General features: G+C 70.6%; 6 protein-coding genes, 3 tRNA genes, 2 pseudogenes and 1 CRISPR repeat array. Of the genes and pseudogenes, 4 read left to right on the forward strand and 7 right to left on the reverse strand.

From position 1 onward, the window contains the following. Window positions 1–63: 63 nt before the first annotated feature. A complete protein-coding gene (locus VSR01_RS11370; protein WP_326449145.1) occupies window positions 64–2,976 on the reverse strand; it encodes a CRISPR-associated endonuclease Cas3'' in 2,913 nt (970 codons plus the stop codon). 179 nt (window positions 2,977–3,155) lie between these two features. Next, window positions 3,156–6,477: direct repeats of the CRISPR family, unit length 29 nt; unit sequence GTGCTCTCCGCGCGAGCGGAGGTGATCCG. Window positions 6,478–6,618: 141 nt separating this feature from the next. Further along, a complete protein-coding gene (locus VSR01_RS11375) occupies window positions 6,619–7,365 on the reverse strand; it encodes a DNA-methyltransferase (RefSeq protein ID WP_326449146.1) in 747 nt (248 codons plus the stop codon). Between the two features lie 581 nt (window positions 7,366–7,946). On the opposite strand from VSR01_RS11375, the pseudogene VSR01_RS11380 reads away from it, so the two are divergent. After that, window positions 7,947–8,360: pseudogene (locus tag VSR01_RS11380) on the forward strand (hypothetical protein); the annotation flags it as partial. 859 nt (window positions 8,361–9,219) lie between these two features. Here VSR01_RS11380 and VSR01_RS11385 read toward each other — a convergent pair. Both VSR01_RS11385 and VSR01_RS11390 read right to left on the reverse strand, forming a co-directional pair. Further along, window positions 9,220–9,693 carry a hypothetical protein gene (locus VSR01_RS11385; RefSeq protein WP_326449147.1) on the reverse strand — a complete coding sequence of 158 codons (474 nt, stop codon included), beginning with the start codon at window positions 9,691–9,693 and terminating at the stop codon, window positions 9,220–9,222. Window positions 9,694–9,822: 129 nt separating this feature from the next. Next, a complete protein-coding gene (locus tag VSR01_RS11390; protein WP_442785437.1) occupies window positions 9,823–11,238 on the reverse strand; it encodes a hypothetical protein in 1,416 nt (471 codons plus the stop codon). A 228-nt stretch (window positions 11,239–11,466) separates the two neighbouring features. On the opposite strand from VSR01_RS11390, the gene VSR01_RS11395 reads away from it, so the two are divergent. Further along, on the forward strand, window positions 11,467–11,787 hold the full coding sequence (locus VSR01_RS11395; RefSeq protein WP_326453595.1) for an ATP-binding protein: 321 nt from the start codon (window positions 11,467–11,469) through the stop codon (window positions 11,785–11,787). Continuing rightward, window positions 11,748–12,923, forward strand: a pseudogene (locus tag VSR01_RS11400) (site-specific integrase); the annotation flags it as partial. The gene VSR01_RS11395 and the pseudogene VSR01_RS11400, both read left to right, overlap by 40 nt. Window positions 12,924–13,057: 134 nt before the next feature. On the opposite strand, the gene VSR01_RS11405 reads toward VSR01_RS11400, so the two are convergent. The 3 genes from VSR01_RS11405 to VSR01_RS11415 form a co-directional block, all read right to left on the reverse strand. Next, window positions 13,058–13,131 (reverse strand) — tRNA-Ile (locus VSR01_RS11405). A gap of 244 nt (window positions 13,132–13,375) precedes the next feature. Continuing rightward, a tRNA-Asn gene (locus VSR01_RS11410) sits at window positions 13,376–13,448 on the reverse strand. A gap of 5 nt (window positions 13,449–13,453) precedes the next feature. Further along, window positions 13,454–13,526, reverse strand: a tRNA-Asn gene (locus VSR01_RS11415). Between the two features lie 231 nt (window positions 13,527–13,757). On the opposite strand from VSR01_RS11415, the gene VSR01_RS11420 reads away from it, so the two are divergent. Further along, window positions 13,758–14,051, forward strand: coding sequence for a YtxH domain-containing protein (locus tag VSR01_RS11420; RefSeq protein WP_326453596.1), 294 nt, complete (start codon window positions 13,758–13,760; stop codon window positions 14,049–14,051). The last annotated feature ends 34 nt before the right edge of the window (window positions 14,052–14,085 follow it).

Genomic DNA, 14,085 nt, shown 5'->3' on the forward strand with positions numbered 1-14,085 from the left:
CCTTCCGGGCCACAATGAGGTGAGGGACTCCGCGTGCGCGGAGGTGAGCGGTATCGCGCATGGTCAACCGGCCTTGCGTTCCAGCCCTTCGGGGCTGCTGGCGATGATCCAGCCGCCGAACGGGCACTCCCAGGTCAGGGGTTCTCCGCTGCTCGGCCGCATGCGGAGCAGGACCACGTCGCGCAGAAGCGCCTGCTTCGCCCAGGCCGCCGGCGGCGCCACGGTGTCGCCCTCGCCGCGCAGCCACTTCCCGGGGACCGGGGCGACGTGCTCCATCACGCGCACCACGTCCCTGCGCGGAACCGGCGCAGCGCTCCGGGGAAGAGGAACCGCGCCCTGCGGATCGAGGGTCAGCGAGCCGTCGTGCTGCTCGTACACGCACAGCGCCCGCCCGGTGTCCGCGCCGAGCCGTGTGGTGAGCAGTTCCTCCGTGACACCGGGCTCGGCTCGGCTGAGGAGGTAGAGGTTCCCGTCCACGTCGGCGGGCCCACAGATGTCGACGATCTCGGCGAGATGTTCCTCCGCCGTCTGCTCTGCCAGCCGCTCGGCGTCCATGCGTCGGATCTCGCGGGCCGCGGCCTCGTCCAGGCCGTCGACGAAGTCCGGTGCATAGACGAGGTCGACCAGGCGCTGGACGTCCGTGGGCACGGCGATGCCCGCTGCCGCGCAGTCGTCGAGCAGCAGCGCGGTGCGGCGCAGCAACCCGGGGTCGTACACCGAGCCCCAGCTGCGCGGTGGCCGGCCGGCCTGCCCGTCCTCGACGGGTTCGAGTACCACCAGGCGGGGGTGGTCCTCGGGCCTCGCCCATGCCGGGCGGCCGCTCCGGCCGCGGGCGTGGCGCCGCGCGCGGCCCGCCCGCTGGAGCAGTTGCGCAAGCGGCGCGAGATCGCTCACGACCAGGTCGAAGTCGAGGTCGAGGGACTGCTCGACGACCTGGGTGGCCACCAGGACGGAGGCCGGACGCGGCGCGGCGATGTCCTGCGGCGTCCGGGGCTTGCCGTACGCGGCCTCGCACGCGTCGGTGATGCGCTGCCGGTCGCGGGCCGGAAAATGGGAGTGCAGCAGCCTGAGGCCGCCGTCCGCTTTCGCCAGGTCGGGGAAGGCGGCGCGCAGATCGCGGTACGTGCGCTGGGCCTCGGCGACGGTGGTGCAGCACACCAGCGCGGTGCCGCCGTCCTGGACGACCGGAGCGAGAGCCTCGCGCAGGGCAGCTCGACGACCTCCCGGCCGCGGCCCGCTCTCCGGAGCGTCGGCGACGTCCCATGCGACGGGCCGGGTCTCGATCTCGACGGTGCGGGTACGTTCGCCGGCCGTGGCGCGCGGCGCTGCGACCTCGCCGCCGGCCGCGGCGGCGAACAGCCAGCCGGGATAACGGGGTTCGACTGCCGTCGCGCCCTGGAAGCCGGCGCCGCGGCGGTAAGCGTCCACCAGCGATGCGGCGGTGCGGCCCGTCAGCGTCGCCGAGAGCAGCACGACGGGCGCGCGGAAGGCGCCGAGCCATTCGAGCAGCCGCGTCAGCAGCTTGTGCATCCACGGCCCGTACGCGTGCGCCTCGTCGACGACGAAGACCTTGTCCGAGAGCCCGAACAGCCGCAGCGCGCTGTACGACACGGGGAGCACCGCGGTCAGGGCCTGGTCGATGGTGCCCGTGCCCAGCGGAGCCAACAGCCCGCGTTTCGCCCCTCGCAGCCACTCCCCCGCCGCCACCGCGGTGGCCGGCCCGGCGCTCAACTCGCCGTTGTCCGCGGCGTCGTGCGGCGCGTTGCGCGCGTCCCCGTCACCGTCCTCGGGCGCCGCAGTCGGCTCGGAGTTGTAGGCGGCGTTCAGCCATGCCGTCGAGTGCAGCAGGGTCAGCGCGCGATCGCCCGACAGTGCCCGTTCGGCGAACTGCGCGACGCGCGGATACATTCCGTTCGCGGTGGCCATCGTCGGAAGGGCGAAGTAGAAGCCGCGGGCGTCGGCCGCCCGGCCCAGTTCCGCCGCGGCGAACAACGCCGCCTCCGTTTTGCCGTCGCCCGTCGGCGCGGTCACGAGGACGAGCCCGGGGCCGTGCTCGGCGACCAGAGTCGGCAGATGTTCCGCCAGGTCGGCCTGCAAGGGGTTGGGCGTGAACGGGAACATCGACGCGAAGCCGACCGTCTCGAACCGGGCGCGTCCCAGCCGCGCTTCGGCCACGAGTTGGCCGGCGACCTTGCTCGCGCCCTCCCAATGCGCGTCCAGCTCCGCCGGAGTCGCCCGCCAGCCCGGTGCGGGCAGCCGCGGCTCGATCGCGTGCGTCTGGCTGGCAAGCCAGTCCGACACCACCACCAAGCCGGTGACGACGACAGCCAGTTCGGCGGGAAGTCCGGCCTTGGGCACGGCCGCGGCACCGGTGATCCGCCGCAGTTGTACGAAGTGGCGCCGCCGCTGCTCCTCCCATCCGTCCTCACCCAGTCCCGGTTGGTACGCGCTCGCCGCCGCCAGCTCCTTCGGCTTCAGCGGCGCTCCGTACCATCCGTGGTGGCCGCCCAGCATCTGCGCCACCTGATGGCTCACCGCGCGCCTGGGAATCCTCCCGCCTCCCGGATACCCCACCTCGTCGAACAGGCCGGCCAGCGCCCAGTGCGTCCCCATCTCGTGCCGGAACGCCCGCAACGCGTCGGCGCCAGGAGCGAACAGATACTCCGGCTCCCCCTTGATCCGCGCGAACTCCGCCGGGACCTGCGCCTGGAACGGCGGCGTGATCTTCCCCAGGTCGTGCAGCCCCGCCCAGAACGCCCCGGCCGCCCGCGCCTCGGCGACGTCCAGCCCCAGCGCTCCCGCCAGCCTGCCCCGCATCTGCGCGCCCAGCAACTCGTCCCACAGGACGAGGAACACCGCCGCGGTGTCCAACAGGTGGCACACCACGGGATACGCCCGCGACAGCCCCTTCTCCTTGCCCCACAACCGACAGTCCAACGCCCCGCCACCCGGCGGAACTTCGCTCACCAACCCCATGCCGAAGGGATAGCACCGCCCACTGACAAAGCCGCCCCGCCTCGGATGATCTGCGCACAATCGCCGAGCCGCCCGTAGACTCCCGGACCATGACCACCCGGACGCCCCTCGACGCGGCACGAGGCCCCGCAGCCCATAACGACATGGCAAAGCCTCTATAGACCCGCAGGTCAGGAAGGGTGCTCTCCGCGCGAGCGGAGGTGATCCGGGACTGATCGTGTACGCGGCGCCGGGTAACACGTGCTCTCCGCGCGAGCGGAGGTGATCCCCTCCTTCCCCCGGGCGAAGGATTGGCGACAATGTGCTCTCCGCGCGAGCGGAGGTGATCCGGCGGACAAGACCGCCCGCGGCTGGTTCGCCAAGTGCTCTCCGCGCGAGCGGAGGTGATCCGTACTCGTTGAGCATGTTCAGCCGAGTCTCGTTGTGCTCTCCGCGCGAGCGGAGGTGATCCGCGCTGCTCGTCGCAGCCCTGGAACTTGCCCGCGTGCTCTCCGCGCGAGCGGAGGTGATCCGGAACTCCGTGCCGAGAACGACCGCTTGAGGGCGTGCTCTCCGCGCGAGCGGAGGTGATCCGATCGCGTCATCCGCCACCTGGTCCTGCATGTAGTGCTCTCCGCGCGAGCGGAGGTGATCCGAGGCCATCAGTCACCGAAGCCTGGCGCGACGCGTGCTCTCCGCGCGAGCGGAGGTGATCCGGTGACCGAGGCCGAGGCCCGCGTTCAGCGGCTGTGCTCTCCGCGCGAGCGGAGGTGATCCGCTGGCGCTGGAGGATCTCGTCGCGCACATGCAGTGCTCTCCGCGCGAGCGGAGGTGATCCGCGGCCGAGCGGCCGGGAGTTGCGCGAGCACACGTGCTCTCCGCGCGAGCGGAGGTGATCCGCACGCCTCACCGATTTCACCGGAGCGGAGATCGTGCTCTCCGCGCGAGCGGAGGTGATCCGAGCGCATCGAGGATCATCTGCTGCTCGGGGTCGTGCTCTCCGCGCGAGCGGAGGTGATCCGCTCCGCTGAAGGACTGGATCGAGCTGATGTGGGTGCTCTCCGCGCGAGCGGAGGTGATCCGAAGCCCCGCGACCGCGCCACGGTCCGGGGAGTGTGCTCTCCGCGCGAGCGGAGGTGATCCGGTTCCCGCAGGTCAGTCCGGGCGTCAAGGAGTGTGCTCTCCGCGCGAGCGGAGGTGATCCGCCGCCGCCCGTGCGACCGCGCCGACCGCTGCTGTGCTCTCCGCGCGAGCGGAGGTGATCCGGGTCTGTCCGTGGCCGTCGCGGCAGTGCCGGCGTGCTCTCCGCGCGAGCGGAGGTGATCCGGAGGTCTCGGTGCCGCCGCCGTTGGCCAGACCGTGCTCTCCGCGCGAGCGGAGGTGATCCGCAGCGCGATCGGCGGAATCAGCGGCAGGATCGGTGCTCTCCGCGCGAGCGGAGGTGATCCGGCGCGCAGGCCGGGCCGCCAGTACAGCCCCTTGTGCTCTCCGCGCGAGCGGAGGTGATCCGGCGGCAGCGCATGTGATCTTGAGTGGGGCGCGGTGCTCTCCGCGCGAGCGGAGGTGATCCGCTCGTCACCGAGTTCCAGCAGCGCGAGACTCTGTGCTCTCCGCGCGAGCGGAGGTGATCCGTAGCCGTTCTCGCACCCGGCGGGGCAGGGGTCGTGCTCTCCGCGCGAGCGGAGGTGATCCGCTGGTGAGCAGGACGCCGGACTTCGCGTCCGTGTGCTCTCCGCGCGAGCGGAGGTGATCCGGCCGCCCGGCCCGCGACGTCGTGGTGTCCTACGTGCTCTCCGCGCGAGCGGAGGTGATCCGTGAACCGGGGCCGCAGCCGCCACAGCCGCGTGCTCTCCGCGCGAGCGGAGGTGATCCGCTGACCGGCGCGCTCGGCAGCGTGGGGGCGCTGTGCTCTCCGCGCGAGCGGAGGTGATCCGTACCTGTGCCGCCCCTGCTGGTTCGCGCTGCCGTGCTCTCCGCGCGAGCGGAGGTGATCCGTCGGCGTGCGAGTCGGTCATGAGGATCGTGATGTGCTCTCCGCGCGAGCGGAGGTGATCCGAACGTCCTGGCCCCGGGTTTCATGCCGGAGCTGTGCTCTCCGCGCGAGCGGAGGTGATCCGGAGGTCGAGGAGATCGCCGCCGACGAGGGCCGGTGCTCTCCGCGCGAGCGGAGGTGATCCGGAATTCGCAAGACTCCCCGCGGCCCGGCACCCGTGCTCTCCGCGCGAGCGGAGGTGATCCGGACTGGCTGTCCTCGTCGAAGCCCTGCACCAGGTGCTCTCCGCGCGAGCGGAGGTGATCCGCTCGTCACGATGCTCGGCGTGCCCGCTCAGGAGTGCTCTCCGCGCGAGCGGAGGTGATCCCGCCTCCGCGGCACTGACGGGGTGCGGGGTGCCGTGCTCTCCGCGCGAGCGGAGGTGATCCGATCGACCCGGGCCCGTGGGCGTGCCCCGAATGGTGCTCTCCGCGCGAGCGGAGGTGATCCGCCCCCGCCGGACACCACGTACGACGAGTACATGTGCTCTCCGCGCGAGCGGAGGTGATCCGGGTGGCCTGTCGGAGTTCGGCGACCTGATGGCGTGCTCTCCGCGCGAGCGGAGGTGATCCCCGGTGCTGGGGACAAGGGGTCTGAGCTGCCGGGTGCTCTCCGCGCGAGCGGAGGTGATCCCGCCTCCGCGGCACTGACGGGGTGCGGGGTGCCGTGCTCTCCGCGCGAGCGGAGGTGATCCGATCGACCCGGGCCCGTGGGCGTGCCCCGAATGGTGCTCTCCGCGCGAGCGGAGGTGATCCGCCCCCGCCGGACACCACGTACGACGAGTACATGTGCTCTCCGCGCGAGCGGAGGTGATCCGGGTGGCCTGTCGGAGTTCGGCGACCTGATGGCGTGCTCTCCGCGCGAGCGGAGGTGATCCCCGGTGCTGGGCACCGGTGTCCTTGTCGTCGGTCTCTGCTCTCGGCGCGAGCGGAGGTGATCCGCCTGGCGAGCTGATCTACGCCGAGACGATTCTGTGCTCTCCGCGCGAGCGGAGGTGATCCGGACTTCAGGGAGTCCTTCGTCTCCAGGATCTTGTGCTCTCCGGGCGAGCGGAGGTGATCCGTAGCCGTCGACGTCGCCAATGTCGAGGCGGCCGTGCTCTCCGCGCGAGCGGAGGTGATCCGGTCCGTGACCAGATGCTCATGGACCACGGCCTGTGCTCTCCGCGCGAGCGGAGGTGATCCGCCCGCCCCGCCCATCACCCTGACCCGACCCGAGTGCTCTCCGCGCGAGCGGAGGTGATCCGGTGCAGGCGGCCCTCAATCAGGCTGACCCCAAGTGCTCTCCGCGCGAGCGGAGGTGATCCGGTGACGGTCTTCCCGGCGCCGGTCGGCAGGACGTGCTCTCCGCACGAGCGGAGGTGATCCGGTCAACGGCAATCCCGAGCGTGTCGAGATGCAGTGCTCTCCGCGCGAGCGGAGGTGATCCGCCCTGCGCCTTGATCTGCATGTCGTCGGCGGTGTGCTCTCCGCGCGAGCGGAGGTGATCCGACGAACCCCCGCGGCCTGGCAGGGCCCGGGGGAACGGGGGCTCGGAGGCAGTCGACCTCGAGAGGGCTGATCCCGTGGATGTTCGAGTCAGCCTGACAGCAACGGGAGGGCGGCTGGTGCAGGTTCTCCGGTGCACCAGCCTCACTCTTCCGGTCCGGCCAGGATGAAGTCGTCCTGGGTCAGCTCGGCTTGGAGCCTGCGTTCGGCGATGGCGGCGTAGTGGTCGGACAGTTCGATGCCGACGAAGTGGCGGCCTTCGCGCAGGGCGGCGACTCCGGTGGTGCCGCTGCCGGTGAAGGGATCGAGGACGGTGCCGCCTTCGGGGCAGATGCGGACGAGCTGCCGCATGACCTCGATCGGTTTCTGGGTGATGTGGACCCGGTCCTTGCGGGGCTGGGAGGCGATGAAGTGGCCGGGCAGGTAGAGGTTGCGGCTGTGGTCGAGGGTGCCCTTGACGCCCCAGGTGATGAACTCCGCGGCCTGTTTGAAGCCGCCCTTACGGGGACGGCTGGCGGGTTTGATCCAGGGGATGGTGCCGGACCAGGTCCAGCCGGCCATCTGGAGGGCGTCGCTGGTGGTGGGTTCCTGGCGCCAGTCGGAGAAGACTGCGGCGACCGCGTGCTCGACCGCGGTGCGGTAGGACTCGGTGAGCAGTTCGGTCAGCCAGGAGCGGTACGAGCGCTGGTCGCGGTTCTCGCCGGGGAAGTCGGCCAGGTCGTGCGCGCTTCCCGCGGTGACGTACCTGGCTCGGGCAGTGCGGCCGGTGCGATCGGAGCTGGTGCGCCCGCCGCTGTTGTACGGCGGGTCGGTGATGACGGCGTGCACGGACTGGTCGGGGATCGTCTTGAGCACGGTGAGGGCGTCGCCTCGGTGCAGCGTGTAGGTCATGCGCGGGGCCTTTCGGGGCGCGAGAGAGCTGCCCGATCCGGGGAATGCCAAGGCAGCTGTTCGGAGCGGGGGTTGCGCCGGAGGGTAGCCGTGAATTCCGGACCGTCCTAACGAGACCGGGCCCGCTTCACAGCCCGCGCAGAGGTCATTTGGCGCGTCCGGATTTCCGGTCTACTGTCTCGCCACGTCACCGGAGCGGAGCACCGCTTCACCCCGGTTGACCTGTGCTGATCCGTGTTCGCGTATCCAATCGCGTCGCCGGAAAGGCACGTTCACTCATCGAGCCGGCTTTCCACCCTCGCCAGGGGGTCTGTTGTGTATCACCTGAGATTACGAGCGCGGCCGGCTGCCGCGCATAACCAGTGACCCGTGTCCGGGAGCCACCAACTCCCTTGGCCCGGGCCCGCCCAGAAGCGGGAATTCACACCGGCGCGGTGCCGGCGGCTGTGCACGAGAAGCCGGCACCGCGCCTCCTACCGATTCCGAGGAGCCGCTGCGATGCAGCACGCCCTGATACACCCAGGCACCGACCCAACTTCGCGTACCGGTAACGCCGTTTGCCATATCGAGCGGTGGCGGCGATGAAGAAGACCGCCGGAGTCGTCGTCGGTCTGGCCGCCGCCGGTCCGCTGCTGCTGGCCGTTCCGCTGCTGGGCATCACGGCCGGCAGCGCGGCGGCCTCGTGTTCCACCGGCGGCACACAGACTGTGGATACGGCGGCGGTTGCCGCTCAGGTGAAAGCCATTGTGGACGGCAGCGGCGCCGACACCGTCACGGTTGCGGGGCTGGACGATCCGGCCGAGCAGGTGCCCAACGCCAAGACCGTCGCGGCCACCGGTCTGGCCATGGGCATTCCGGCCCGCGGGCAGGTCGTGGCGCTGGCGACGGCGCTGCAGGAGAGCGGCCTGCGCAACCTCGCCTACGGCGACCGCGACAGCCTCGGCTTGTTCCAGCAGCGGCCCTCCGAGGGCTGGGGCACCGCGAAACGCCGACGAGTAACATCGGCAGCAACGGCGGCTCCCAGCACCCGGCCAAAAGGAAGAACGGCGGTCAGGGGCCGAACCTGGCCGACGAGCTGGAGTGGCTGCTGCCCACCCCCCGGGCGAGCGACACCGGCACCCCTGGGCGCCGTCTGGGCGCGGGCTGGCGTCCGCCGCTGTTGGCGGTGGTCCTGCCGCTCTGGGCGCGGACGACCCCGGACGTGGAAGGGCCGACCGACGGTGGGGGCCGTACGGCGCCGCCATCGCCCGGTGGGAGATGCTCACCCGTCCCGCGCCGCCGCCGACAGTCGCATGACCATCCTCGCTCCGCGCGCGGGCGCGGGGGCCGATTCGGCGAAGGCAGCTTGAGCCGAAGGAGGGCGACGTTGGGTGGGAGTGAAGGCGACAGCATCCAGCTGTGGCCGACGCGGGTTGCCGACCGTCGTGGGGGCCAAGTGCTACGCCAGCCCAATTCTCTGGGCTGGTAACGGCGAGAGCCGAGCACACCCGGAGGTTCTGACCCTTCTCGGCTCAAATGACGACCGCACTGACGAGGCGCCGGTGGTCCGTTTGCCTCTTCCGAATCGTCGCAAGCTGATAACGACGCGTGTGCTCTGGCCTGGACATGAGGCACATCGGGATTTCGGACCCTCTCGGGCTGATGACGGTGCGTGGCCGCTTTGGGACCGGCGGAAGCAAACGTTCGCGTCCCTCATCAACCCGAAGATCTCGCAACCCGATCTGGTGATCGGCGCACTGGACGACAAGAGGTCCCTCATCAGCCCGAAGGGCTCGCAACTAGTGCCGTATCAGACAGCGTTCGCCTGCTTGGGGCGATGAGGTCGCGCTGCTGGTCGTAGCACGAGGGTCGGTGTCAGCTGAGGTTGTCTTGGGCCCAACGGGCGATGCCGGCGAGTTTGGCAGCAGCCGCTTCGATGTCGCCGACCGCGATGGGCTGTTCGGTCTGCCCGTCGTAGCCTTCGAGTCCGGTCGTTTCCTCGATTATGTGTGCGACGCGGTACGCCTCTGCGATGATCGGCAATGCCGCCTTTCCCGGGTAGCGGTAGGCGATCTCGATGTCGGCCGAGTCCCCGGCGTAGTCCACTTGGAGGTGGCCAGCAGGGCCGTCCCGCCACAAGGTCAGGCTGTAGAGGTACTCCTGTGAGGTAACGGGCCCGACCTCCGCAGTGACCCGCTGCAGGATCCGCTCCCATACCGCGCGCTGGTCCGTGGTCACAACGATGGGCACCGATTCGGCGTCCGGGTCGTACTCCGCGGCGCGATCCTCCAACGTCTCCAGGAGGGTGCGGCCAGGACGCCGACGCGCGAAGATGATGTCGTAGGTCACCGTCCCCAAAGTAGAGCCCTCGACTCGATAGTTTCCAGCCGTGGTCACCCACGCTGGGTGGAACACGGCATCGCCCCCCCGAACGCGAGGCCCGCATCCTGGCCGCGCTCGCCTGAGCGGGCTGCCGGGTCAGCGCAAAGCCTTCTGCTCGGCCATCTCCCTTGCGCGGGTGTTCAGTTCGCGTGCTTTCGCGTTGCCCAGGTGGGGGCGGATGCGGCGGCGCAGCACGTCGAAGTGCTCGTCGGCGCGGGCGGAGGCCAGCGTGGCGTAGTCGTCGAGGAACGCGTGCCATGTCTCGCACGCCGCTTCCAGGTGTCCCAACTCCATCTCGCGCTGGGCGAGCAGACCGTTGGCGTGGGCGTTGCCCTGGCGTTCGACCGCCGGACGTGCCCGGTTCGACGCCTTCATCGCCTCGATGGACCCCGGAAGGTCGCCCAGGGCGTACAGGACGCTGGACACGTGGAAGTGGTACGCCGCCTGGTCGTATCCGCCGATCGCGTCCCTGCGGTTGTCGGCCTTCGACAACGCCGCCTCGGTGTCGGCGAGATGGGCGAAAGCGAGACGACGGTCGCCGACCAGGGCCGCTCCGTGGGCCTGCTGTCCGCGCAGAAACGCCTGCAGGCGCGGGCCGGAACGAGGCGCGGCCTCGGCCGCGGAATCGGCCAGCGACAGGGCCTTGTTGGCGTGCTTGAGGTTCGCGGCCTGCAACGCCATCCCGCGCAGCGTGCGGCAGTAGGTGACCTGGTCGTCGCCGGCCTTGGCCAGCCCGAGTGCCTGGCGATAGTAGCGCTGGCCGAGACCGTGGGCACGCTCGTACATCGCCATCCATCCCGTGAGATAGACCAGGTCGGCAGCTGCCGCGCGCATCTGGTTCTTCACCGACTCCGTGCCGTCCGCGCGCAGGTACGAGGCGACGGAGTTCACGATGAACGCCGCGGCCATGGGGCGCGCGTGGGCCCCGCCGAATTCGTCGAGAATGTCCGCGATCTTGTCCGTCATGCTCTGCACCACGGCGACGTCGCCGGCGCCGATACGCACCGTCCGGCCCGCGGCCTGGTGCTCCAGGCGGTCGAGTGTCTCGTCGGCTTCGGCGAAGCCCGGCACCGCGAGCGTCGCGGAGTACAGGGCGGTCGACAGCACCGCGCGCCTCGAGGGATCCATGTCCGCCCTTCCCGTGTCCACCAGTCCCTCAATCGTGTTCAGACCGACCGGGGAGACAACGCCTTTTTCGGACAGGGCGATCGAAGAACCGAGCCCCGCCTCCTCCAGCGTCACGGGACGACCGACACGCCGCGAGAGAGCCTCGACCACGACGGCCCGCGCCACCTTCCGCGGCTGCGTGCCGTCCAGCCAGTGTTTCACCGACGACTCGTCGTATGCGAAGCCCCTGCCCCGTTCGGCACCGAGACGGTTCACGGCCTGGGCGAATTGCCGGTACGTCCAGTCGGCCTCTTCCAGCAGGCGAGCCAGGTGTTCGTTCGGCTGACGGTCCACGCGAGCCCCTCCCACTGGACGCCGACTTTCAAGTCGTGCAAGTCCTGGCATTGCTCCAACGGTACCGCCGTGCATGACGGTGCGGTTGCGTAGTGCGTGCAGCCACCGGGGCGCGCGAACCGTCGCCGCCTCGTCGACGCCCTGTCGGAGGTGACCATGGTCAGCGGCGGACCGCTCTTGAGCAGCCGGTTGGATCTCGCATCCGACGCGAACATGGCGCGCTGGGGCAGGGCACACGTGCATGCGGTGTGCACCCAGTGGGGTGTGCCGGAATCGGTCATGGACGACGCCCTGTTGATCGCGTCCGAATTGCTCACCAACGCCCAGCGGCATGCGAGCGTGCCTACTGGTCAGCCCGGACGGCAACCCGCCCGGTGCGCCCTGTTGCTGTGGCTGTCGCAAGGCATGCTCACCATCGGCGTGCGTGACGGCAGCACGCACCGGCCCCGCCTCCACACGCCCGGCACCGAGCAGGAGTCGGGGCGCGGTCTGCTGCTGGTGGCATGCCTGGCACAAGCGTGGGGCCACGAGATCGAGCCCGGCGGCAAGGTGGTGTGGGGCGCAAGCTCCACGCAGGGGTCGACCTGCGGTCGGACATGACCGTGGGCCAGTGGCTGGAGACGTGGCTGGCGGCGAAGAAGACGCGGCGTACGACGACGCGGGGCTACGCCTCCCACATCAAGAACCATCTGACTCCCCGCATCGGGCACATACGGCTGGACCGATTGAATGTCGGCCACGTGCAGGAGATGTTCGACGCCATCAAGGATGACAACGAGGTGATCGTCGCCGAGAACGAGGCACGGCACGCGCAGGTGGCACGGTGCACCCCAGGCAAGGCCGGGGCTCCCAACGCACGGGAGCGCGAACGCCTCTCGGCGGAACGGGCGGTGCTCGCCGGAATGCCGCCGTTCCGCCGGCCGACGGGGCCGGCGACGAGGCAGCGCATCCGCTCCACGCTCCGAGCCGCCTTGAACGCGGCCATCGCACGCCAGCTGATCGTCTTCAACGCCGCGGAGCACGTCGAGCTGGACTCGGGCAAACGGCCCAAGCCGCTGCTGTGGACGGATGAACGGGTTCGCAGGTGGCGGGAGACAGGGGAGATACCTGGGCCTGTGATGGTCTGGATGCCACCGCAGCTGGGGGCGTTCCTGGACGAGGCGGAGGATGATCGGCTCTACGCGGCCTTTCACCTCATCGCGTTCCGCGGCCTGCGACGGGGGGAGGCGGTGGGCCAGGAGTGGGTGGACATCGACTTGGAAGCGGCCTTGCTCACTCCGGCGAAGGAGATCGTCCAGGACGGATGGAGGCCCTACGAGTCGGCGCCCAAGACCGACGGGAGCGCCTCGCCCATCCACCTCGACAGCCTGACCGTGCAGGTGCTGCGCCGCCATCGTGCGCGGCAGCGCGCAGAACGCCGCACGTGGGGCGAGGGGTGGCGGAACTCCGGGAAGGTCTTCACGCAGGAGGACGGCAGCCCGCTGCACCCGGAGATGCTGTCCCACGCCTTCCGTCGAATCGTGAAAGCTTCGGCCCTGCCTCCCATCAACGTGCGCGACCTGCGGCACGTGGCCGCAACACTCGCTCACGCCGGCGGCGGGGACCTGCACACGATCAAGGAAATGCTGCGGCACTCCACGATCACGCTCACGTCCGACACCTACACCAGCCTGCTCCCGGAGGTCGATCGCGCGGTCTCGGAGCGTGCGGCCAGGCTCGTGCCGCGGGCCCGCCCGATCGCCGTGGCGGGAACCTCCGGGCTCACCCCGGGCTCACCGGCCGGGGGCGCCGCGCCGGACATCGCTCTCACCGCGAGCCGCGCGGCCGGGTCCTCGCAGGCCGGGCGGGGTGCGCCTCACCGGGCGCAGGGTGGGGCGGGTGGGACTCGAACCCACGGCCGACGGATTATGAGTCCGCTGCTCTAACCGGCTGAGCTACCGCCCCGTACGGCGCGTCCTCCACGTCGTGCGCGTCGTCTGCCGCAGCATAGCCGCTCATACGATGTGTCGCCCGCTCGGGTCATGTCCGCGTCGCCGGGTGGACGCCGGGGTGTGACGGGAGCGGCTGCCGGGGCCCGGCGCGGGGCGCGGTGAGAGGCCCGGGGGGCGGCGGGGCGAGCGCGGGGAAAGCGGGCGCGGGCATGGAACGGGCATGGAAAAGGACCCCTCGCGGGGTCCCTCGTCGTGCGCTCCCCCGACTGGACTCGAACCAGTAACCTGCCGGTTAACAGCCGGCTGCTCTGCCAATTGAGCTACGGAGGACCGAGCTCCCCCGACTGGACTCGAACCAGTAACCTGCCGGTTAACAGCCGGCTGCTCTGCCAATTGAGCTACGGAGGATCGCCCTGTGTGCACCGAATGCACCCGCCCGGATCTCCCGGGGGGCGCGCGCTCGGTGCTGCACATACATTAGCGCAAGCGAGGGGGTGCTCCGCCAACCGCTTGTGCGCGGGGTTGCCCTATCGCCGGTGTCCGGGGTTGCTCCCGGCCCACGCAGGGTAGGCGCGGGACAGCCCGTCACAGCGCGGCGCGGTCCACACCGCGACCCGACACAGCGAAAGGGTGGAGCCGATGCACCGGCTGACGTTCATCACGGGAGCACTCGTCGGATACGTGCTCGGAGCACGCGCGGGACGCGAGCGGTACGAGCAGTTGCGTGCCGCCGCCCAGAAGGTCGCGCAGAACCCCGCGGTGCGCAACACCGCGGAGTCCGCCGTGCAGCAGAGCCGCAGCGCGGCGTCCAAGACCGCGGACAAGGTCACCTCGCGGATCGGCGACCGGATGCCCGACGCGGTGGCCAGCAGGGTCCGCTCGCTGCGCAACGGCCACGGCCCGGACGACGACTGGGGCACCAGCAACACCTGACCCCGGGCGCCGGGCCGATCCCCCAGCCCGGCCG

The organism is Actinacidiphila sp. DG2A-62 (assembly GCF_035825295.1).
GTDB lineage: Bacteria > Actinomycetota > Actinomycetes > Streptomycetales > Streptomycetaceae > Actinacidiphila.